This is a genomic window from Pseudoalteromonas sp. MMG022, from assembly GCF_021654245.1.
Taxonomy (GTDB): Bacteria; Pseudomonadota; Gammaproteobacteria; order Enterobacterales; family Alteromonadaceae; genus Pseudoalteromonas; species Pseudoalteromonas amylolytica.
Genome location: NZ_JAKFZQ010000007.1, coordinates 125,179 through 147,730, shown reverse-complemented (window position 1 = coordinate 147,730; position 22,552 = coordinate 125,179). Strand labels below are relative to the sequence as shown.

Genomic DNA, 22,552 nt, shown 5'->3' with positions numbered 1-22,552 from the left:
CCTATTTCTTGCGATATACGCGTTGTACGTCTGGCATAACACGGATACGGCGCATAATGTTTGCGACGTGAATACGGTCTTTAACGGTGATGCCCAAATCTATCACGTATAAGTTACTTTCTTTTTCGTCGGTAGCGATTTCAACGATATTTGCTTGAGTACTTGCTACCACGTTTGTGAGTTTTGCTAATGCACCTTGGTGATTGATAATTTCTACCCGCAAGGCCGCAATATATTCTTTCTCTGGGTTGTCTTCCCATTTTACAACAAAGTACTTGGAGCGTTCATTCTCCCAGCCTTTTATATTTTTACACTCTTGGCGGTGAACATTCAGGCCTTTACCCTGGCTCACATAGGCCGTAATGGCATCTCCTGGTACTGGGCGACAGCACTTGGAATAGTTAACCAACATGCCTTCTGTTCCGATAATAGCGGCTTTGGCTTTTTTGGCAACATTTTCAATACCATCGTCTGTTTGTAGCAGACGTTTGGCAATCAAGACACTCATAATATTACCGGTGCCAATTTCTACCAACAATTCGAGCAGAGTGCCTAACTTGTGCTCTTCTAGAACGCGGTCAATACTCTCCTGTGGAATATCATCGAGTTTATTTTCGCCAAGCGCTGAGTCTAACAAGCGGCGTCCTAGCTGAATGGCTTCCTCTTGATGCTGGCTCTTAAGGTAGTTACGCACGCCCAATCGCGCTTTGCCTGTTACGATAAAGTTTAACCAAGTGGCGTTAGGATGTGCACCTGAACTGGTGATAACCTCAACGGTTTGCCCTGTATCAAGAGCTTTACTCAGTGGGTAAGGCTTGCGGTTTACACGTGCGCCAACACAGGTATTACCAACGTCAGTATGAACAGCGTAAGCAAAGTCCACTGCGGTGGCACCCATGGGCAACTCTACGATGCGACCATCGGGCGTGAATACGTAGATTTCTTCCGGGAATAGCTCGGTTTTAACGTTTTCAACAAACTCAAAGGAAGATCCCGCACTTTGCTGTAGTTCCAGTAAGCTTTGCATCCACTGACGAGCACGTTGCTGCGCTGTATGACCTGCGCTGTCACCTGCTTTTTTATACATCCAGTGCGCCGCCACCCCTTTATCAGCCATATGGTCCATGTCATGGGTGCGAATTTGTATCTCAACAGGGATGCCATGTGGGCCAACTAATGAGGTATGTAGCGACTGATAACCATTAGTTTTAGGTACTGCGATATAGTCTTTAAAACGCGTTTCAATGGGCTTGTACAGATTATGTGCAACACCAAGTACTCGGTAGCAGGTATCCAAGTTATCGACATTGATTCTAAAGGCATAAATGTCCATTACTTCGTTGAACATTAGCTCTTTATTGAGCATTTTTTTGTAGATACTATATAAATGTTTTTCACGGCCGCTGACCGAAGCTTGGATCCCAGACTCGGCTAAACGCGATTCAATTTCAGTTTGTATATTACTGATAACTTCTTTACGGTTGCCGCGAGCTTTGGCCACTTCTGATTTTAAAGCGCGATGACGCATTGGGTAGAGTGCTTGAAAGCCTAAGTCTTCCAGCTCATTTTTGATATCGTGTATACCTAAACGGTTCGCGATAGGGGCAAAAATTTCTAGCGTCTCACGAGCAATACGACGGCGTTTATCTGGTCGAAGAGCTCCGAGTGTGCGCATGTTATGCGTTCTATCGGCCAGTTTGATCAAGATAACGCGAATGTCTTGCGTCATTGCCATGATCATTTTGCGGTAGTTTTCGGCTTGAAACTGCTTTTTATCTTTGAAGCTGAGCTTATCAAGTTTGCTGACGCCTTCAACCAACTCAGCGACAGTTTCACCAAAAATCTCAGCCAAGTCTTGTTGGCTAAAATCGGTATCTTCAATCACATCGTGCATTAACGCAGCCATAAGCGTTTCGTGATCTAAACGCATGCCAGCGAGTATCTGTGTCACCTCAACCGGGTGGGTGATATAGGGTTCGCCGCTTGAGCGAGTTTGCCCTTCATGGGCTTCACGCGCAACCACATAGGCTTTTTGTACCAGCTCTACGTCTGCGGGAGATAAATACTCAGAAATCTTCTTTTTAAGGCCTTCAAAAAGATACATTCACACTCCAATGTTCCAGTGAAGTTATCGATATGTAACGAATATACGATGAATTGAAAGATAAACCAACGACTAGTCGGGACTTTATTTTATCGGGGCTAGAGCATCATGCGCGACTAACATAGATTACTATGTGTCATAGCGCATTTCTGGTATTGAAAGCCTTTGATTTGAACAAAAATCATACTTCAAAGATCGACACGCCCTAATAACAACAATGCCAGCAAAAATGCTGGCATTGTCTTACAAACCGAAACAGGTTTAGTTGTTGCCGCCTACAATGGCTGCAACAGCTGCAAGTTCTGCAGCTTCTTGGTTTTGCTGTTCTTCACGGTCGATTACATCTAATGAAGAGCTATTCACTAGACCTTTTTCAATTTCACGTAAAGCGATAACCGTTGGCTTATCGTTTTCAGCGTCAACCATAGGGTCTTTGCCGCCTACAGCGATTTGACGAGCGCGACGCGCTGCTACCAAGATTAAATCAAAACGGTTACCAATTGCATCTACTGCATCTTCTACAGTTACGCGAGCCATCGAAGCACTCCAAAGTTAATTCATTTCCAAAAGGCTAGTTTACTGCAAGGGAGCCGCTACGCCAAGTGGATGGTTAAAATTTATCACTAATTTAGCGTAAAAGGTCGCGAATTAGTGCTGCATGACGACTTTGTTGAGCACTGAGCTCCATGCGAGCGGCCATCACGATATGCTCAAGTTGGGCAAGGGTGGTGTCAAAATCATCATTGACCAGTACATAATCAAACTCATTGTAGTGTGAGCTTTCTGATTTAGCTTGCGCCATTCGAGAGGCGATCACCTCTTGTGAGTCTTGCCCTCGGCCATTAAGTCTGTTTTCTAACTCTTGCTGAGAAGGAGGTAAGATAAAGATAGTTTTAACTTCAGGCACCAACTTACGAACTTGTTGAGCGCCTTGCCAATCGATGTCTAAAAATACGTCAATACCTTGATTTAGCTGCTCTTCTACGGCTGCTTTTGACGTACCGTAATAGTTGTCAAATACCTTAGCCCATTCAAAAAAATCTTTGCTAAGGATTAACGCGTTGAAATCAGCTTCACTGACAAAGTGATAGTGCTCGCCGTCATTCTCACCCGGTCGAGGTGCTCGGGTGGTATGCGATACTGACATTTTTATATCCTGATGCTTTTCAAGTAATGCTTTAATTAAGCTGGACTTTCCTGCACCAGAAGGCGATGAAAGAATAAAAAGATTACCGCGCGTTGCTGTTGTCATAAGATGCTGCTCTTAAAATAAAGTGACTACGCTTTGACATAGCCTATATTTAGTCGAAACGCACATTTTAAACGTTACCTTTGAGATAAGCTAGTCAATAAAATTAAGCTGTAGTTACTTACAACTAGACCCAAGCTTTTTCTTGGGCCTGTGTTGGTTTATTCTGCTGTGTAAGCCTCACCTTGTTTGATCCAGTTTGGAGCGGGCAGGCTTTTCAGATGATGGTCAAAGTATTCCATCATGCGAATAGAGAAGTCCAACTGATTCGGAAACTGTTTCAAGTGGTGCGGTTCTCCTTCATATTGTAAGAAAATTGCATCCTTGTTGTGGCGACGCAGCGCAAGATAGTACTGAATACCTTCTTGCCATGGCACCGCGCCATCTTCATCACCAAACATGATTAAAATAGGGGTGTTTACCTTGTCGGCAAAAAATACCGGTGAGTTTTCAATATAAAGCTCAGGTGCCTCTGCTAGCGTTTTGCCGATACGACTTTGTCCAGACTCATATTGAAATTGGCGCGCAAGGCCTGATTTAAGACGAATGCCACTGTAGGCGGATGTCATGTTAGATACTGGCGCGCCAGAGACAACAGCCTTAAACATGTCAGTTTGAGTCACCATAAAGGCGCTTTGATAACCTGCCCATGAGTGTCCTTGTAAGCCAATTCTATTGGGATCGGCAACACCGATATCAATCAGCTTTTGTGTTGCGTTGATCATGGTTTGCGTAGATGAACGACCAGGATGACCAATTTCGAATCGAATATCTGGTAAGAATAATGCGTAACCATTGGATGTAAACATCGGGAAATTAGGTCTGTGGTTCAGCTCCATTTTTGGAAAGTCGTACATACGTTGGCTCATGTAGCGATAGAAATAGATCACCACAGGCACTTGATCGCCTTCTTTATAGTTGGCTGGTTTTATCAACACACCTTGTAAATCTTCACCATTGTAGCCCTTATATTGTACCAACTCGGGCTTTTGTCCCCATGCAAACTGGCTAAGCTGAGGATTAAGGTCAGTGACTTTTTGTGGTGTGTTAAATTGCGTGTCGGTTTGCCAGTAATCAGGGAATTGATGATAGCTTTGCTTGGTAAAAATGACCTTATCGCTATGTTTGGCTTTTTTCACCAAATCAAAACGCGCAGCATCGCTTAGTACTTTCGTAAGCTTTCCTGAGTCCAGTGCCAAGGTAGCAATGTGGGTTTGCTTATTTTGAAGGTTATGAGCACTTAAAAATAAGGTTTCATTGTTGGCAAACCCTAACTTGTTATCTTCTAGTTGCACGATACGATATTGTGTTTGTGTCTCTTTACCTTGCGTCAGGCGTGTTGCCTCTAAGGTATTTACATCAAACGCCCAAATATCATATTTTGAGTACACATAAGCAACGCTGCCATCTAGTTGCCAACCAGCAAAGCCGTAGCCTGGTTGAGGCTCTGGGTAATCATGCTTGTCATCAGCAAATATCGCGTCACGAATTGCTTTGGTTAATACCGATACTTTTTGCGAGTCTAATGTTTTCAACCAAACATGTTGATCTTTAAAAAGCAGGGCATGCTGTCCTGTGGGAGAAACGCTAGGTGTAAATGGTGACTCTTTAACAATAAAGTGTTTAGCGCCTGTGGTAACCTGCACCGCATAGTAGTCACGATAAAACCCGTTATACATGATTTGTTCTAGGTAGGGTTGGTCATTACTGACCAGCAAGAACTCGGCTTCAGTGTTGAGCTCGATGCTGGGAGTACGAGTGTCACTTAACTGAGCAACACGTTCACCATTAAGATGGTAAACGGCTTGATAATGACGGTGCTTATTGGTTTCTTCCCAGGTTTTTACTTCTCGAGTTTTGATTTCAGGGTCGTTGTTGTGCCAGATTTTTAGGCCTTTTTGAGCACGAATCGTGTCGAAATCTGTCAGTGATGCATCATCTTTATATTTAAGTGCTTGCTCTTTTGGTGCAAGTGTTGGGCGATTTTCAAAATATAATCGCTCGCCTTGTTCAGACCACTTTAAAGAGGCGGTTTTACCACTGAACCACTGCTGTGGATTACTAATCTGTTTAGTGGTGTTGTTTTTGGCATCCCACAGAGTGAGCTGATAATGGCGACGACGCACATCATTGTTAACATAATTACCTTGGTAAAATGCAATAAGCTCCCCATCAGGATGCCACGTTGCTCGGCTTAGCGTGATCCCCGGCTCATCAAACAAAATATGCTGTTGTGAATTGTTTAATTCAACAAAACTAATGCGATTGTCACTGCCATCATCGCTGAGCTGGTTGAATAATACCCCTAGCCCTGTAGGGCTGAGGCTATATTGGCCAACACGCTGAATGCGTTGCAGATGATCGTTATTTAGATTGATGATGACCAGTTCATAGGCTTTGTCTTTTTTATCGCTCGTGATGCCAGCAGAATCGTCTTTATTTTTCGAGTTATCACTTGATAGCTTGCTGTTGTCAGCTTTTTCGCGATAAGTCAGCCAAGTGCCATCATTAGACAGCTGATAATCTACAACGTTGTCGAATGTCTGTTGTTGTTTTGTTTGTGTGTTTACCAACACTAACTGTGAGGGGAGTTTCTTTTTTTCTTCTTTGCTAGCGGTTTCTAGCGTTAGCAATGAGGGTGTTTGAGTAAAGGCCACCCAAGTTGCTGACTTATTGATATGCGGTTTTTCGCCTCGTGGTACCTGGGCTATTAACTCATTGGTGGTTAAATCGTACACATGACCACTGTTATCGCCACGATATGGCTGTGCTGAAAATGATAAAAACTGGCCATTTTCCGACAATACAGTGTCTTGCGCATAACGAAAATCAAAGACATCTTTAAATTCAAGAGGTTGTTTCTCAGAGGAAGCAAGAGTGTGCGCACTGCCCGCAAGCAATATGCTGGCGCTGAGTAGGGAATAGATAGGTTTCATGTGCTAAGACTTATTAATTCGTAATAACCCGTTTTAACATGAATAAGCAAACACGCTAAAGCCTCTTGCGGCAAATGTCAGGGTGAGGGAGATAAAAAAGGGGGAGGAGGTGTTTTTATGTGGCTAGGCCGCATGGCTCACATGATTATGCGAGCCAGATTTTTTGTAGTTCCAGCCATTGTTTTTCAAACTGGCTGCTAGGTAGAGCTTTGAAGTCGCTGCGTACAAACTGGTTCATTTTACCTTCAACGTAGGCAAGAAACAGGTTGGCCAATGCGCCTTCTTCGGTAGCAAACGCTTTACCTTCTCTAAGTTTTCGCTCACGTAGTACTTGTTTGAACTGAGTTTCGAGTTTCTCAAACAGACTTTGTACTCGCTCTCTTAACCTTTCTTGCTCACCTTGCAGCGCGTCACCGGTTAAAATTCGCGTTATCCCAGGGTTTTTTTCAGCAAACGCTAACAGTAGCATGAGGATATTGTAGATACGTCCTTGGGTTTCTTTTTCATTTTCCAAAATCAAATTAATACGCGATAGCAAGGTATCTTCAATAAACTCAATCAAGCCTTCAAACATGCGCGCCTTGCTCGGAAAGTGTCGATACAGCGCGGCTTCAGATACACCTACTTCTGCGGCTAACTTAGCCGTAGTAATGCGTTGACCTGGGCTAGTTTCAAGCATTTGTGCGAGAGATTGTAGTATTTGCTCTTTGCGATTACTGCGTTTAGTCGCTGGCATGAACTTTCCTTTCGTTATCGTTATTATGGTCAGTGTAAACCCCAAGCAGCTCACACCTATGCTCGGGGTCTTATGTTAATGTTTTATTCAGTTCGGTGCCAGTATTTTAGAATGCCGTATTTATATCCGTTAGTGATCAAGCTGTTTGGTGATTTCCATTAATACTGACATTGCCAACGCTTGCTTATCTGCCACAGGGAGCGCTAGGCTGGCATCTTGCCAAAATAGGGTCAACGCGTTGTGATCGGCGTTAAACCCGAGTCCCTCTCGAGAAACGTCATTGGCGCAAATCATATCTAAGTTCTTATTTTTCAATTTATTTTTAGCGTACTGCTCGACATTTTGGGTTTCAGCGGCAAAGCCAACTGTGTAAGGGCGGTTTTTTGTCAATGCGGCAACTTCGGCAATAATATCTGGGTTCTTCACCATGGTAATGGCCATATCGTCACCCTGTTTTTTGATTTTTTGCTCAGAAACTTGAGCAGCGCGATAATCAGCCACAGCGGCACAGCCGATAAAAATGTCTGATGTTGGTGCATGCTCCAGCGCGGCATCGCGCATTTGTAGCGCGCTTTCAACGTTGATTACGTTGACGCCCTGAGGGGCGCTGATAGAGACTGGGCCAGAGATCAAATTAACCTTAGCACCAAGCATTAACGCAGCATTAGCCAAGGCATAGCCCATTTTTCCTGAGCTGTGGTTACTGATAAAGCGCACTGGGTCGAGCTGCTCTCTTGTCGGGCCTGCGGTGATGGTAACTGTAACATCAGCCAACACGGTGGCTTGCTCTGGGGCAAGGCACAATTCTAGTAATTGGTGTGGTTCTAACATTCTACCGGCGCCTACATCGCCACAGGCTTGCTCACCTTTACCAGGCCCCCAAATAGCCACACCTCTAGATTGCAAGGTGTTGAGATTGGCTTGCGTGGCGGCATGCGCATACATTTGTTGGTTCATCGCCGGTGCAATAGCAACTTTCGCAGGTGTGGCAAGTAATAAAGTGGTCAACAAGTCATCGGCAATACCCTGAGCCATTTTGGCGATAATGTTACAACTGGCTGGGGCGACTAGAATGAGATCAGCCCATTTAGCAAACTCAATATGACCCATAGCGGCTTCTGCACTTGGGTCAAGTAGCGAGTCAGAAACAGCTTCTCCCGATACGGCTTGCATGGTAAGTGGGGTGATAAAGTGTTTAGCGGATTCGGTCATGACCACTTTTACTGCGCAGCCTTGTTCTTTTAAACGCCTAACAAGCTCAGCACACTTATATGCAGCAATACCGCCACTGATCCCTAGAACAATATTTTTATTTTGTTGGCCCATGTCCAAAATCCAGAATTAATTCAGTTGCTGTTAAAGATAACATACAGGCACCTTTATGGCAGCAATCAGATGCTTTTGAATAATCAAATTTGGTCGCTAAACTTAGTGTTCTATGGACAGTGAACTCTAAGGATAAGAGATGCAATTAAATGCCCTTGCGGTGCATGAACGCCCGCGTGAAAAATTACTCCACTTTGGCCCACAAGCGTTAACGGATGCAGAGCTGTTAGCTATCTTTTTACGCACCGGTACTCGTGGAATGAACGCCATTGAACTGGCTCAATCGTTGTTGATACAAAACCATACGTTAGATAATCTATTTAACGCCAGTTTAACTGAATTTAGCGCACAAAAGGGACTGGGTACGGCCAAATATGTGCAGTTGCAGGCAGTATTGGAATTAAGTAAGCGCTATTTAAAGGAGCAGTGTCATCGTGACACTCTATTTGACTCGCCACAGGCGGTCAGCGATTACTTGACGATACAACTAAGAGGACTCACTCATGAAGTATTCATGGCTTTATATGTCGATAACCAAAATCGGCTTATAAAAGATGAAGTGTTGTTCACAGGCACCATTAATGCAGCTTCAGTGTATCCAAGAGAAGTCGTTAAAGCCGCATTGAAGCACAATGCAGCAGCCTTGATATTTGCCCATAATCACCCATCGGGGGTGGCTGAACCTAGTCAAGCAGATAAATTAATCACCAAAAAACTACAAAATGCTTTGGCGCTGGTTGATATCAATGTGCTAGATCATCTTATCGTCGCGGGAAATCAATGTATTTCATTTGCGCAACGGGGCTTAATCTAGTGTCTTGAAGGCAACAAAGTTGTAAAAAACATCACTTTGCGGTGTTTTTTACAAATTAGTTTAATTTAAATGCAGTTTTTGCTTTCCTAAGGGGCATTCGATCATTATAATTGGCCGCTATCAAATTTACACATGAGCTGATTAGATAGGATCAGATCCTTGATCTCTGCCTGTAGATGCTGTATAAAGAGCGCCCTCTGATTTACCCCGGGGCAACGCAGTTAAGGTCCAAGGGAAAATTAAGCTCGAGCGAAGTTATTGGAGATACATAGACATGTCTAAAGTCTGTCAAGTTACAGGTAAGCGCCCAGTGGTAGGTAACCACCGTTCACACGCGCGCAACGCTACTAAGCGTCGCTTCCTACCTAACCTACAAACACACCGTTTCTGGGTTGAAAGCGAAAAACGTTTCGTTACATTACGTACTACTACTAAAGGTATGCGTATTATCGATAAGAAAGGCATCGACGCGGTATTGAATGATATCCGTGCTCGCGGCGAAAAAGTTTAAGGAGCTGAATCATGCGTGATAAGATCCGTTTAGTTTCAACTGCTGGTACTGGTTATTTCTACACTACCGACAAGAACAAGCGTAACATGCCTGAAAAAATGGAAATCAAAAAGTACGATCCTAAAGTACGTAAACACGTGATTTTCAAAGAAGCAAAAATCAAGTAATTTTGCTTTTTACAGAATACTAAAAACCCAGCTTAGGCTGGGTTTTTTGTTTTTTACTGGTGTCAGTACTTGATACTCACCGACCTTGTTATTACGTCCATTAAGCGCAACTGGTTCATATCAAAAGTAGTTTAGATTGTTAAGTGCGGCAAATGTGTGGTTTGAATATTGGCGTTTATCATCGCCAAGGCTTGTTAGAGTTATGACAGAGGCGGACAAATAAAAAGCCGCTTAATGCGGCTTATTTCGTTCATAAGCTGGCCCTAATTTTTTTAATTCTTCGGTTAATAATGTGGCGCAGCCAATGTTGGTATAGCCACTTTTTTATACCTGTTAAATTACTGAACCTATGATAAAACGAGTCGGGAACCGTGAATAATCCAAGAGATTTAATGATACTCTCTCGTTGGATGTAAGTATGGTTTCCCACAAATTCATTGCTTGGCTGTTGTAAGCAGGGCGTTGCGATACCATAGCCTTTAAACGGCCCCGTATGATTTATAAAGCGTTGTTGAATCGCTTTTAAATAGCCTTTGTCTATGATGTACCCCTCCAGTTCCAGCCATTGCTCGTTAATGTATACCTCAACCCAGCTATGAATGATGGTTTTTGGGGCGAGCATTAAAATCCATGTAGGCATGACGCCTTGCTTTAAATCGTTGCTGATAACAAAGCCTTGTAAACGACAGGGAATACCAACCGCGCGTAGCAATGCCATTAACAAAGTCCCTTTGGTATTACACTGTCCGTACCCTTGTTGCAACACCTCACTGGCGGTTAAGCTGTCTGTAGCGCTATAGCCAAACAATACTTCATCTTTTACAAAGTCATATATGGCCTTTAAAGCCGCTGGTTTTTCTAGTGTATGCCAGTGCCGAGATTCAATCAGCTGCTGAATATCTGGGTGATTGAAGTCGAGTAAAGGCGTGTGTACTAGGAACTCTTGCATGTTTATACCCCTCGGTGTTTTTGAGCAGTATGTCAGGCTTTGAGAATAAAAAATTGAATAAACTGGCTATGAGGTTAGATGTTTTACTTGGTGGTGCAGCGTAAGAAAAAAGCCGTGTAGTGCGGCTTTTTTCAATGCAGAGGCTTGGTTACGGACAAACAGCGCCTGAACAGGTGACACCATGGTCAAGTCTAAGTTGTTCGATTTTATTATTGGTCGTTAAATCGATGCTGTCGATATGGTTGTTGTGCAAATACAGCCATTCAAGCTCAGTATTGTTTTGTAGTTCAATCTGTGTGAGTAAATTATCTTGAATTTTCAGCTCCTTCAACAGCATATTTTGGCTCACATCGATTTGTGCTAGCTGGTTATAGCCCGCAGTCAATGATGTGAGATCAACATTATGCTGTATATCTATAGTATCAAGTTGATTTTGCTTAACATTCAGGTGCCTTAGGCTGGTATTTGCTGTTACATCGATGGCGCTCAGTTGATTATACGACGCAGATAAGGACGTCAGCATCGGATTATGTGCCACATTAATTTCAGACAGAGAATTGGCTGAGACGAACAATGTTTGCAGCGCAGAGTTTTGGCTCAAATCTATCATTGTTAATTGGTTTGTTTGTAGGTCTAAATAGTTCAGCTCTGGGTTATTGCTGACATCAATTGCCGCAATCTGGTTGTTAAATGCTGATAACCTTTCCAGCTGATGGTTTTTGGTAATATCTATACTTGATAGTTGATTCTCTGCCACATAAAGCCGTTTTAATAAATGACATTGGCTTACATCAATGTGGGGAAATTGGTTGTACTCCAAGTTGAGCGAGGTGAGTGCTAGATTCATGTCCAGATTGATATCTGTTAACTGATTTTCATAGGCCCACAGGGTAGCGAGTTTAGTATTGTGGGTTATATCGAGCGCTGCTAATTGGTTACTTGAAATAGATAAGTCGGTAAGTTCAGTGAGCATCGAGATGTCAATAGTACGCAAGTTGTTAAAGTCGACCTGCAACGTTTCAAGCGCAATATTATTGCTGACATTAAGCTCATTCAGGGCATTGTCGGAGACAAGCAACGCTTTCAAAAGCACATTGTGCTGTAAGTCTACCGACGTTAACTCGTTTATTTGTAAGGATAAAAGTGTTAAAGCTGGGTTGTTGCTGATATCAATTGTTGAAAGGTTGTTGTTCGCAGCGTTTAAGCGCGTTAACGCCTGACTATCACTGATATCAAGTGCTTGTAATTTATTGTCAAATACCACTAACAGCGTTAGATCATTAAGACCTGTGGTATCGATGCTTGTTAAGCGGTTGTTGGGTAACCACACGCTGGTGAGTGCTGTATTGTTGGTGAGATTAATTTCAGTCAATAGGTTACTGCCAACATAAAGCCTTTCGAGCACGGTGTTTTGACCAATATCAAGCTGCGTGAGTTGGTTTTCAATAAGGTACAACTCAATCAGTGCTGTATTGTTGCTTACGTCAATTGCAGTGAGGTGGTTTTTATCGAGCGCTAGTGCAAACAATGCGGTGTTTTTCGTGACATCAATTTCTGTCAGTTGATTGTCTGTGGCATTCAACTGGTTGAGCGCTGTGTTTTTGTGTACGTCTAGCGATGTGAGCTGGTTTCCCTCTACATTAAGATATTCAAGCGCTAAGTTATGACTCACGTCAATGTTTGAAAGCTGGTTATTGGCAAGGTCTAGTTGTATCAGGTTTTTTAAGTATTCAATGCCTTGTGTGCTGTGAATGTCTTTTTCGTTACACAATAAGTATTTCACTTGTGATACGTAACGGTAGTCAGCTTCGTGTGCACAACTGAGTAGCTGTTCATCTTGTAGTACATCGGCAAGCGGAGTGTCGCTTACTATCACCTTGCGCTCTATTGTTGCCTGATTACCGGAATGGTCTTCGCTGGTGTATATCACTGAGTATTCACCAACTTGAGAAACATCAAGATTGGTTGAGATAACACTCGTCAATGAACCGTCAACTGCATCCTCTGCTGTGGCGCCTAACTCGATATACTCACTGCCCACCGATATTTCTATTTGAGCATCGCCATTGAGTGTCATGACCGGCGCGGTAGTATCGACCACCTTAACGACACGTGTTGCGACCGATTTATTGCCTGTGGTATCGGACGCCGTATATTCAATTTGATAGGTACCGAGTGTGAATGTATCGACATTGGATACTTTAGATATAGTAATGTTGCCATCGACGTTATCAATGGCTTTAGCCCCCGCATCAGAGTATACATGACCATATTCTATTGTGGTTGGGTTTGCACCCGATAGGGTAATAACGGGAGCTTGTGTATCTGTACTTACAACACTAGCGCCACCATTATGATTTTGCTCAGAATCAGAGCCACCGCCACATCCACTGAGCAACATAGTGAATAGAGTGGCTACGTATAATTTGTTCATTGTTGTCCTTGTTTCTCAGCTCGAAGGCATAAAAGCTTTCAGGTATCTCGTTAAAAACACGACATGTTAAGTTAGATTCCCTCTTAAAGAAACAAACAATTGTAAATAAAAATCACCAAAAGTTTATTTTGTGTTTATAGAGTTGGGAGGGGAGGCATTTTGAATGCTCTCTAATGCTTTACGCATGGTAATACCAAATTGCCTTTTAAAAGTACGGCTCAGGTGTGCGCTGTCGGCAAAGCCTGCAATGTGGGCTGCTTGGGTGGCGCTGTCACCTCGACTGAGCGATTGAATGGCGCAAATTAATCTTCTCCATAGCAAATAAGGTCGCCAAGGTAGCTGCATATTTTCTTTAAATAGATGTAAGAAACGAGACTCAGATAACTTTAATGACTGAGCAATGTCTTTTGCCAGCCAATGCTCAGGCTTGAGGCAATCGTGATTAAAGCATTGATTGAGCTGGTTCAGTAAGGTAGCAATGCGAGGGTCCAAGTGACTATGATGCATTGCTGTGTTGGCTGTATAAGAAAGGTTAGCACGCGCTAATAAGTTGCTGAGCTCATCTGAATCATCGTGCGTTTCCAGCGGCCAAGTCATGATGTCATTATCTGCGAGCACCTTACTTGCCTGAGTGCCCAGTTGGCTACTTGGCTCAATGAGTATCACCCAGCCTTGCTGCATGGTTAGTTGATGTGGAAGATTCGCATTCAGAAGAGTCATCGCACCGTGTATGGGAGGATAATTGGCAACGTTCAAAGTGCTGTGTTGATCGGGTAACGTCAGCTGCATCAAGGCGTGTTGGTGCATTTCGGTATCAAGTACCTGGGTGCGAATAGCAAAGAGGCCAGGCTCAATAAATAGTGTTTTCATCATTTGACGATAACAAAAAACCGAAGCAGGTGCTTCGGTTTTTTTACAGGATTTTCAGCTTGAGTGATTAAGCAAAAGCATCTTGCAGTGGTGGTACAACTTGCTTTTTACGGCTCAGTACACCGTCAAGCCATACGCGACTTTGTTCAGGCTTCACGCCATAGGCAGCTTCAATTACGCCTTCATCGTCAGAAGCGATGAGCATTTGTGAGCCTTCTTTCATGATATCGGTAAGTAGTAGTAATACCGAGTGACGGCCACCTTCTTCTTTTAACTTGGCGATGTCAGCTTCAAGGTCTGCTTTGATTTCATCAAATACTGATAAATCAATTACTTCTAATTGGCCGATACCAACAAGCTTACCGTTCATGTTGAAATCTTTAAAGTCACGCATTACAAGGTCGCGCGCAGGCGTGCCCTCAACGGCTGATTTAACCTTGAACATGTCCATGCCAAGCTCTTTGAAATCTTCCACGCCAGCGATCTCAGCGAGTGCTTCTACACATTTGATATCGGCTGTGGTGCACGTTGGTGATTTGAAAATAACCGTATCGCTTAAGATGGCACACATCATGATGCCCGCAATATCTTTAGGAATTTCTACGCCGTAGAAGTCATACATCATTTTAATGATAGTGTTGCTACATCCCACTGGACGGATCCAGCACTCAAGTGGCGTTGAAGTTGTTAAGTCACCAAGTTTGTGGTGATCAACAACACCAACAACTGTCGCTTGATCGATGTCATCAGGTGCTTGTGTCTTTTCTGTATGGTCAACGATATAAACATTTTCACCTGCATAGCTCATTTTTAGTTCTGGTGCGTCAAAACCAAAACGGTCAAGAATAAACTGTGTTTCAGGCGACACTTCACCCAAACGTGTTGGAATCGCTGTTTCACCGATTTTGTTTTTTAAGTATGCCAGTGCAATCGCACCACAAATAGAATCTGAATCAGGGATCTTGTGACCCACTACGTACATTGTCATTAGACGGAACTCCTTTAAATTTTGTGCGCCATTTTAGCAAAGAATATGCACAATTAAACAGCTAAAAAATAGCTTACTTATATAGCTGTAATGAATAGACTAGATTCTGTGCTAAGAGAGAGAGTATCTATCAGTAATTTAACACCGAATAACAGGATAATCTTCAGGAGTTATAATAACCGTCATATATTGTATAAAAATAAAAGTATTATTATTCCAATCGGTTATCTTGTATTTCACAGAGGATAGAGTCGAGTTCATTACTAAAACTACAGCGAGTAGATAGACTACGTACAGTAAAGCACCCGTGCAGGTGAAAAGTGATACAGGCAATGCTAACATGTTGGTCACAGGGCCATTGCACGCAGATAGAGAAGTGATTATATGTGGTGCAGAGTATGTTGTGCGAGGCAAGCCGGTTATTAAACTTTAGCCATCAAAAGGAATATAGTGGTCTTCTCAAACTGCCATTCAAATTTGCAAGTATTTCACTGTAACGTATTTTGCGCCGAGCCTTATCAAGGCAATCCAGCCAGTGTTGTGCTTTGCCCCAGCCCTTTGAGCGAGCAGACCATGCAATTACTGGCTCGGGAGTTTAATACTCCCGAGACCATGTTTATATCTGTGTCTGATAAGCAGGTTTCATTGCGATATTTCACACCATTAAAAGAGGTTAACAGTTGCGGACACGGCACGTTAGCTGCTGCATCGGTGGCATTTAAGTGTGGTTTAAATCAAGCACTTGATTGGGTTGAACTACAAACAACGAATGGACTTATTCGTTGTTATCAGCAAAGCGATAAAAAAGGTGGCTACTATGCTTTTGCCACCAAGCAGCCGCAATGTGAGGTATTAAGAGATTGCCCGTCTGGTGTGCTCGATAGCTTAGGTATTGACGCTCAAGCTATCAAGGGGGCTTATTTGACTCATTTTGCTGGGACAGCCACAAGGTTGCTGTTACATCTTGATGAAGAACGGTTGTTGGCATTATCACCAGATTGGCAAAAGCTACGCGAGGTTCAGCAACAGCATAACGTTACCGCCTTGTTCGCTTTCTCATGGCTGCCTAGCCATAAGGCGCACGTGAAAGGCCGTATGTTTTCACCTCAAATGGGGATCAATGAAGACCCAGTCAACGGTAATTCTGTAGTTGCATTTAGTCGTGTATTAACACATTTATGCCACAGTGGTGGACAATCTTTACCAGATGAAATTTATGCCTATCAAGGCTTTAGTTTCAACCGACAGGGTACAGTGCGTGTAACGTTAAGCACTCATGAGATGTCAAATAACTCGGTGCGCTTGGCAGGTCAGGTGGTGCAATTGTACCAATTTCATATGGAACTAACATGAGTGATTTGAGACAAGTGAAGCTTGCCATGGTGCCGGGTACACAGTGTAATCATCGTTTGTGGGAGCGGTTAATACCGTACTTGGATGAGTGTGTACAGCCGCGTCATGTAGCCATAGAAGAATGCCAAACACAGGCTCACATGCTGGCGGCAATTGATGAGGCGCTCTGTGAAAGCCAACATTTATTGGGGTTTTCTATGGGGGGATATCTAGCATTGCAATATGCACTAGCAAACCCAGCTAAGGTCAGCTCGCTGGTGTTGATTGCCAGTAGTGCGCGGGGGCTAAGCGATGGGGAAAAACAAGCGCGCAAAGGTATGCTGGATTTTCTGCACACGCATACATATGGAGGCATGTCCCGTGCTCGCGTAAAAGAGTTTATCTGTCAACAGCGATGGCAAGACAATGAGTTAATCGACCTCATTAAAGACATGGACAAGTCGCTAGGTGGTGCAACCTTACTAAACCAAATTCAACAAACCTCATCACGAGAAGATTTAAGCGCGGATCTTGGCAAACTGCCATGCAGGGTGTTGATCATCGGTGCACAGCAGGACCAAAAAGTTACTGTTCAAGACTTACAAAACATGGCCAAGCTACTCCCCAATGCGCAATTACAGCTGTTGGATGAATGCGGTCATATGGTGCCTTTAGAACAACCGCAGCGGCTAGCCCGCATACTCAATCAATTTTATTTAGGTCGGTAAATAATGAATAAAAATCTGGCTTACCTGTATGGGGCGACCTTCTTCAGTGGCTTAGGCACGAGCATGCTGCTGGTGTTAGTGAATTGGATCATACCGAAAACCTACGGCAGTTCGGCCTTAATTGGCGGATTAACAGCGGCTTCGTATTTTGTCTGTTTGGGTTTGTGATGTTGGGAATTATTTCATGTAGTTTCTTATGCTTAGTAGTGAGTATTGTTAAATTCAGAAAACAGCAAGTGGCAGAACCTGCAGTGATAAATGTGGTGCAGCAAGAGGTCGTTGACCCCGGTAGCCATAGCCTTGTCGCGCAATAAGCTTTATTATCAGCAAAGTAATACTGTGTTCTGTATTTACAAACAGAGCATGGAGGACTGCACGGCTATTCGGAGAGCACATGAGGTTAGGCACTAAGGCGTGGAATAATGTGGTGATCATTTCCATGCTGTTGATGATATTTTTTCTCAATGGTATTCACCATAAACTCAATCCTCAATCTGAGCCTAAGGGGCCTCAGCGATTGCTTCCTGAGCAGAGTTTTGTGCTTACGTTAGCATTTCCTGGTTATAAAATTGAACGAATTGGTACCTCTTGGCGTATTGATGGACTGTGGCAGGCGCAGCCCGAGCAATTGCGTGCATTGATTGCCCTGTGGCAAACTACGTTATTGGATGTGGCGCAGGTGTCTCTAAATCAGGAGCAAGCGCTCAGTGTAGCCCAAATTTGGATCGCGTCACAGGAATTACCACTGAGTTATCAGCTGTATCAAGCGGATGGTCAATATTACTTGTTCGATAAGCAACAACAACATTGGTTGCAGTTATCTACAGAGCAAGCAAATCTACTGTTTGCACCGTTAGCCCTTGATAAGCAATGACAGACATGTTTTTTACCGAGTAAATTATGCCAGAACTACCCGAAGTTGAAGTCAGTAAATTAGGTATTCAACCCCATATTGAACAGCAAACTGTCACTAAGGTTTTTATTCACAATGCAAGCCTACGCTGGCCCGTACCAGATGAAGTGCACAGTATTGAGGGATTGGTGATACGCTCGGTACGCAGGCGTGCTAAATATTTGTTATTGGACACTGATGTAGGCAGTGTCATTTTACATTTGGGCATGTCGGGGCATTTACGCATCGTGCCACAGCATGAAGCGCTAAAAAAACATGATCATGTAGAAATACATTTTGAAAATGGTAAAGCACTTCGACTCAATGATGCGCGTCGCTTTGGGGCCTGTTTGTGGCAGGAACCTAAGCACAGCCATACATTGTTTGCGAAGTTGGGCCCTGAGCCATTGACCGATGAGTTTAGCGCCCAGTGGTTATTTGAGCGGTCACGAAGCAAAAAAGTCCCAGTGAAACAGTTTATTATGGACAACCATGTGGTGGTGGGTGTGGGCAACATTTATGCTAATGAATCATTATTCAAAGCGGGCATACATCCCAAACGAGAAGCGGGTAAAGTCTCGTTGAAGCGCTATCAAACCTTAGCGCCGATCATCAAACAAACGCTGAGCGCAGCGATTACCCAAGGTGGTACTACACTGAAAGATTTCGCGCAAAGTGATGGAAAGCCAGGTTATTTTGCACAGCAGTTACTGGTTTATGGTCGTAAGGGACAGCCATGCGTTCAGTGCGAGAGGCCATTACAAGAAATTCGCTTAGGGCAGCGCAGCACGGTGTACTGCACTGTGTGCCAAAAGTAGTCCGTTTATTGTGCTAACGCCTCGTCATTGACGTTTTGTGATGCGTTACTGTACGCAAAACACCATGCAGCGAGGATTTTAGTCACTTGTTCGATGCGCAGTTCGAAGCTCGACTTTAACGCTCTTTCATGGCGGGTGTGATCACCATCTCCAAATGGACCAAAGCCATCTAAAGTTGGCACTCCTACGGAAGAAACGATGTTGGCATCTGACACGCCGCCTCGTTGTTCGGTAAGTAGTACTGTACCGAGGATTGTATTAATCTCATCAAGTAATGCCTGTTGTGCTTTGCTTGGCGCCATCACACCACGTTGCAGACCCCCTTTGATGGTGATGTCTACCCCCGTCACTTCGATGGCCAAGCAGATGTTTTCGATCCCGTCTAATAAGCGCTGCTGTTCATCAATAGATGAAAAGCGTGCCTCAACAACCATGCTGGCATGGGGTGAAATCGTGTTAGCGCCAATGCCGCCTAGAATTTTACCCACATTGACGGTACTACCCCGCTTTAAGTTAGTCAGGCTGGTCATTTCAAGTAGCATGTTTGCCAAAGCAAAGTTAGCGTCCACTCCATCGCCGTAATGGTTTCCAGCATGAGCGGCTTTGCCTGTAACTTCTATTTCAAACGTGGCGATGCCTTTGCGACCTGTGACCACTTCGTGGTTTTCTCCCGCAGCTTCAAACACCAAACAAGCGTCATAGTTTTTTGCCAATTCAGCGGTTAAATATTTACTGTCGTCACTGCCGATTTCTTCATCGCTGACCAGTAAAAAGTCAATATTGTGCAAGGGGCCAAATTGTGAACGTAGTGTGCGCAGAGCGTTTAATGCCACAAAGTTGCCACCTTTCATATCGCATACCCCAGGCCCGTATACCCACTGCTTATCTTGACTGAAGTCAGTAAAAGTGTGTTCTGGAAATACCGTATCTAAATGCCCTAGTAGGAGTATCTTTTTACCAGCTTGCTTTGGTGTGTGAAACAGTAAGTGATCACCGATGGTTTCACGCTGATAGCGTGTCAGGGAAAACCCTAATGGCGCTAACAGCTCGATCATTTGCTCACCGTGTTGATCCACGCCCGCTTTATTCTTGCTGTGTGAGTTGCATGTAATGAGACTTGCCAGTTCGTCGAAATTTAATGTTGTCATCACGGCTTTCCTTGGTTGCATTGGCGCTCATCGTGGCTGGGCTCAGTTGCATTTCAGTGAAGCTTTTATGAACAAATTTTGTCCGCTGGATTTGGTCAAAAATGTGTCACACAGATCCTTTTACAATGGCTGAGTAGAAAAACGCACCCCCAATCAAAGGATCAAGGAGAACACAGTGACAGCACCTCATGTCGGCATTTGGATGTACGAAAATGGTGGCGGTAAAGCCATTGAACAAAAGCTCGTTCACGCATTGGCTGAACGTGGCATTCAGTCAAGCACCGGATTAAACCTGCGAGACGCGCGTGCACAGGGCGGACAAATACTCTGCAATGGCATCGTGATGGAGCACCTAGATGCGTTTTTAAGTTACAACGCAGGTCAACAAACACAATATCAGTTGTATTTGTATCAAGCGCTTAGCCAGTCTATTCCGACACTTAACAACTTTGCTTCCTTCGCATTAGCTGAAGATAAGTTTCGTACTTCTCATCTGTTAAATGGGCACGGCATTGCGACGGCAGATTATCGTTTGTGTCATAAAAACGATATTGCGGGGTTGAAAGCGGCCATTCGTGATTTTGGTGGTAAGTTAGTTTACAAGCCAACCGATGGCTGGGGTGGGGTAGGCATTGTCAAAATTGATGGCGAGCATGCCCTCGATATGCTGTTACCGTTCCTAAGTCGTACAGATTTACGCTACTTCTATGTTGAGCGCTTTATTGATTACGATAATACCGACTACCGCATCGATATCGTAGATGGCAAATGCGTTGGTTGTTACGGACGTAAAGCCCCAAAGGATGATTGGAAAACCAATATAACCAGTGGTGGCTCAGTGTTTGTTCGAGAGCCTAATGATGAAGTGGTCGAGCTAGCAATTAAAGCCACTCAAGCATTGGGATTGGAGATTGCGGGTGTGGACTTGATTTACGATCGAGAGCAAGAACGGTATGTGGTGTTAGAGGTGAATACCATTCCCGCTTTTGCGACGCCTGAACAAGAGCAATTAGGTATCAATTTTAACCAGAATAAACTGGATGCGATGGTGGATCTGATAGAGCGAACCGTTGTGCAAAAACGCGCTCTTCATTCAGTTAAGGTGGCGTAAGACGATGACAACAAAACAATCTTTACCCAAAATAGGGTTACTTTATCTAGATTATGTGCTGCGCTTTTTCGATAAATCTAACTTTAAAGGTTGGCCTGATAAAATCGAACAGGTTACTTATCACTGGGGGAATGACAAAGCGCGTTTCATTGCCGAGGTGAAGCAAAAAAAGATAGATGTGCTGATTGGCAATATTCCTGCGACAGCCTACGAAACGTTTCGAGACATTGCTCGGGCATTGCCGAATGTACGATTTTTGCCTTCATTGGATAGTCAGTTTGCGAATAAATCGAAAGAGAATGTTACCCATTTTTGTCGCAAATATAATCTACCAGCTCCCCATACAGAAATTTTCTATATTCCTGAAAAAGCGAAGAAATATCTTGAGAGTGCACAGTATCCAAAGATTATAAAACGCTCTTACGGACCCTCAAATTATGGCGGCTACTTTGTACATAAAGTCGATAGCTATGAACAAGCTCAGGCGCTGCTTAACGAGAAACGCTATTATCCTGTGTATATTCAAGATTTTATCCCCATGGAAGCGGATATACGTGTGATGTTGGTAGGCCATAAGCCCGTGTGTGCATTTTGGCGTCGCCCCCCTGAAGGTGAATGGCTAACTAACACCAGTCAAGGCGGCAGTATGGATTATCAGGATGTACCAAAGAATGTGTTAGAGCTGGCAACTCGCGCTTCTAAGGCCGCCAATGCTGAATATTGGGCGTGTGATATTGCGCTTGGTAAGGATGGCAAGCTACGCATCTTAGAGTGTGCCACAGCATTCGCCGCGTTTCCGTACATTCGTGATTGGATAGGGCAATACCTGATGTGGTTACTCAGTGATGGCCGCTTTATGAAGCCAAATATTCCGCTTTATAACTGGGAAGAATTAGGGAAAATTGATTCACGTTTACTGCGTACCATGCGTCATATTGGCTTTTCTCGCTATACACCCAGTGAAGACTGTGGCGAGTTGTTTTCACGCATGGATGATAAAAACTATCCAATTTTAGACACTAAGTATCGAGCTCAGGAAGAGTGGCCAAGTGAGATATGGAATTTCCAAGATAACTTTAAGTTACAGGGCATTGTTGTAAGCGCAACAGCAGTAAAAAGCGTGCCCAGTGGTGACGAAACCACAGCGCTTAACAGTTATCCCAGCATGCAATTTGATGATGCGCAAATTCGCGAAATCTTATCTCAAGTCAAGGGAATTGGAGAAAAGATGATTGATGAAATCATGAATACCTTCGGCGCCCATGGTGTGGTTGAGGTACTTAACAGCGCGCCTGAGCAGTTATGTGCAGTTAAAAACCTCAAAGATAAGAAGCTCGAAAAAATACTGACCCATTGGCAGCAAGTTTCCAAGTCATGCCATTAGCTTTGTGTGTCAGCACTGAAAGGTTGCTTCACAGCCATGTCACCTGCGTGGCATG

Annotated in this window: 21 protein-coding genes; 10 read left to right on the top strand and 11 right to left on the bottom strand. The window is 43.8% G+C overall.

What is annotated here, in order from left to right:
- Position 1: 1 nt before the first annotated feature.
- The 6 genes from spoT to coaBC all read right to left on the bottom strand — a co-directional run bounded on the left by spoT (position 2) and on the right by coaBC (position 8,351).
- Entirely contained in the window at positions 2 to 2,104 is a 2,103-nt protein-coding gene (gene spoT / locus L1070_RS08735) for a bifunctional GTP diphosphokinase/guanosine-3',5'-bis pyrophosphate 3'-pyrophosphohydrolase (RefSeq protein WP_070986282.1), read from the bottom strand.
- Between the two features lie 261 nt (positions 2,105 to 2,365).
- On the bottom strand, positions 2,366 to 2,641 hold the full coding sequence (gene rpoZ / locus L1070_RS08730) for a DNA-directed RNA polymerase subunit omega (RefSeq protein ID WP_070986281.1): 276 nt from the start codon (positions 2,639 to 2,641) through the stop codon (positions 2,366 to 2,368).
- A 91-nt stretch (positions 2,642 to 2,732) separates the two neighbouring features.
- Entirely contained in the window at positions 2,733 to 3,356 is a 624-nt protein-coding gene (gene gmk, locus L1070_RS08725) for a guanylate kinase (protein ID WP_237125268.1), read from the bottom strand.
- A 158-nt stretch (positions 3,357 to 3,514) separates the two neighbouring features.
- Positions 3,515 to 6,289, bottom strand: coding sequence for a prolyl oligopeptidase family serine peptidase (locus L1070_RS08720; RefSeq protein WP_237125267.1), 2,775 nt, complete (start codon positions 6,287 to 6,289; stop codon positions 3,515 to 3,517).
- A 145-nt stretch (positions 6,290 to 6,434) separates the two neighbouring features.
- Positions 6,435 to 7,025: a nucleoid occlusion factor SlmA gene (slmA, locus tag L1070_RS08715; RefSeq protein WP_070986278.1), complete on the bottom strand. Its 591-nt coding sequence runs from the start codon at positions 7,023 to 7,025 to the stop codon at positions 6,435 to 6,437.
- Positions 7,026 to 7,154: 129 nt separating this feature from the next.
- Entirely contained in the window at positions 7,155 to 8,351 is a 1,197-nt protein-coding gene (gene coaBC / locus L1070_RS08710; protein ID WP_237125266.1) for a bifunctional phosphopantothenoylcysteine decarboxylase/phosphopantothenate--cysteine ligase CoaBC, read from the bottom strand.
- A gap of 139 nt (positions 8,352 to 8,490) precedes the next feature.
- Between coaBC and radC the strand changes: the two genes are divergently transcribed.
- The 3 genes from radC (at position 8,491) to rpmG (ending at position 9,843) form a co-directional block, all read left to right on the top strand.
- Positions 8,491 to 9,165, top strand: coding sequence for a DNA repair protein RadC (radC, locus tag L1070_RS08705; protein WP_237125265.1), 675 nt, complete (start codon positions 8,491 to 8,493; stop codon positions 9,163 to 9,165).
- Between the two features lie 274 nt (positions 9,166 to 9,439).
- The gene (gene rpmB / locus L1070_RS08700) at positions 9,440 to 9,676 is read left to right on the top strand and encodes a 50S ribosomal protein L28 (RefSeq protein ID WP_070986275.1); all 237 of its coding nucleotides are present in this window, start codon (positions 9,440 to 9,442) and stop codon (positions 9,674 to 9,676) included.
- Between the two features lie 11 nt (positions 9,677 to 9,687).
- On the top strand, positions 9,688 to 9,843 hold the full coding sequence (gene rpmG / locus L1070_RS08695; protein WP_005493124.1) for a 50S ribosomal protein L33: 156 nt from the start codon (positions 9,688 to 9,690) through the stop codon (positions 9,841 to 9,843).
- Between the two features lie 250 nt (positions 9,844 to 10,093).
- On the opposite strand, the gene L1070_RS08690 is transcribed toward rpmG, so the two are convergent.
- The 4 genes from L1070_RS08690 to L1070_RS08675 all read right to left on the bottom strand — a co-directional run bounded on the left by L1070_RS08690 (position 10,094) and on the right by L1070_RS08675 (position 15,084).
- Positions 10,094 to 10,792 (bottom strand): transglutaminase family protein, encoded by a 699-nt coding sequence (locus L1070_RS08690; RefSeq protein WP_237125264.1) that lies wholly within the window; start codon positions 10,790 to 10,792, stop codon positions 10,094 to 10,096.
- Between the two features lie 148 nt (positions 10,793 to 10,940).
- Positions 10,941 to 13,226 (bottom strand): immunoglobulin-like domain-containing protein, encoded by a 2,286-nt coding sequence (locus L1070_RS08685; protein ID WP_237125263.1) that lies wholly within the window; start codon positions 13,224 to 13,226, stop codon positions 10,941 to 10,943.
- A gap of 123 nt (positions 13,227 to 13,349) precedes the next feature.
- A complete protein-coding gene (locus L1070_RS08680; protein WP_237125262.1) occupies positions 13,350 to 14,099 on the bottom strand; it encodes a helix-turn-helix domain-containing protein in 750 nt (249 codons plus the stop codon).
- Between the two features lie 64 nt (positions 14,100 to 14,163).
- Complete coding sequence (locus L1070_RS08675; RefSeq protein WP_237125261.1) at positions 14,164 to 15,084, bottom strand: manganese-dependent inorganic pyrophosphatase; 921 nt, start codon at positions 15,082 to 15,084, stop codon at positions 14,164 to 14,166.
- Between the two features lie 450 nt (positions 15,085 to 15,534).
- Here L1070_RS08675 and L1070_RS08670 point away from each other — a divergent pair, with 450 nt between their 5' ends.
- The 5 genes from L1070_RS08670 (at position 15,535) to mutM (ending at position 18,854) form a co-directional block, all read left to right on the top strand.
- A complete protein-coding gene (locus tag L1070_RS08670) occupies positions 15,535 to 16,437 on the top strand; it encodes a PhzF family phenazine biosynthesis isomerase (RefSeq protein ID WP_237125260.1) in 903 nt (300 codons plus the stop codon).
- The gene (locus L1070_RS08665; RefSeq protein WP_237125259.1) at positions 16,434 to 17,144 is read left to right on the top strand and encodes an alpha/beta hydrolase; all 711 of its coding nucleotides are present in this window, start codon (positions 16,434 to 16,436) and stop codon (positions 17,142 to 17,144) included. The genes L1070_RS08670 and L1070_RS08665 overlap by 4 nt, the downstream gene beginning before the upstream one ends.
- 83 nt (positions 17,145 to 17,227) lie before the next feature.
- The gene (locus tag L1070_RS08660; protein WP_237125258.1) at positions 17,228 to 17,458 is read left to right on the top strand and encodes a hypothetical protein; all 231 of its coding nucleotides are present in this window, start codon (positions 17,228 to 17,230) and stop codon (positions 17,456 to 17,458) included.
- Positions 17,459 to 17,538: 80 nt separating this feature from the next.
- The gene (locus L1070_RS08655) at positions 17,539 to 18,018 is read left to right on the top strand and encodes a hypothetical protein (protein ID WP_237125257.1); all 480 of its coding nucleotides are present in this window, start codon (positions 17,539 to 17,541) and stop codon (positions 18,016 to 18,018) included.
- Positions 18,019 to 18,044: 26 nt separating this feature from the next.
- Positions 18,045 to 18,854 (top strand): bifunctional DNA-formamidopyrimidine glycosylase/DNA-(apurinic or apyrimidinic site) lyase, encoded by an 810-nt coding sequence (gene mutM, locus L1070_RS08650; RefSeq protein ID WP_237125256.1) that lies wholly within the window; start codon positions 18,045 to 18,047, stop codon positions 18,852 to 18,854.
- A gap of 5 nt (positions 18,855 to 18,859) precedes the next feature.
- Here mutM and L1070_RS08645 read toward each other — a convergent pair whose 3' ends face one another.
- The gene (locus L1070_RS08645; RefSeq protein WP_237125255.1) at positions 18,860 to 20,002 is read right to left on the bottom strand and encodes a M20 family metallopeptidase; all 1,143 of its coding nucleotides are present in this window, start codon (positions 20,000 to 20,002) and stop codon (positions 18,860 to 18,862) included.
- Between the two features lie 175 nt (positions 20,003 to 20,177).
- Between L1070_RS08645 and L1070_RS08640 the strand changes: the two genes are divergently transcribed.
- Together L1070_RS08640 and L1070_RS08635 are read left to right on the top strand one after the other, a co-directional pair.
- Positions 20,178 to 21,113, top strand: a complete 936-nt coding sequence (locus L1070_RS08640; RefSeq protein WP_237125254.1) for an ATP-grasp domain-containing protein — start codon at positions 20,178 to 20,180, stop codon at positions 21,111 to 21,113.
- A gap of 4 nt (positions 21,114 to 21,117) precedes the next feature.
- A complete protein-coding gene (locus L1070_RS08635; protein ID WP_237125253.1) occupies positions 21,118 to 22,497 on the top strand; it encodes a hypothetical protein in 1,380 nt (459 codons plus the stop codon).
- Positions 22,498 to 22,552 lie beyond the last annotated feature (55 nt).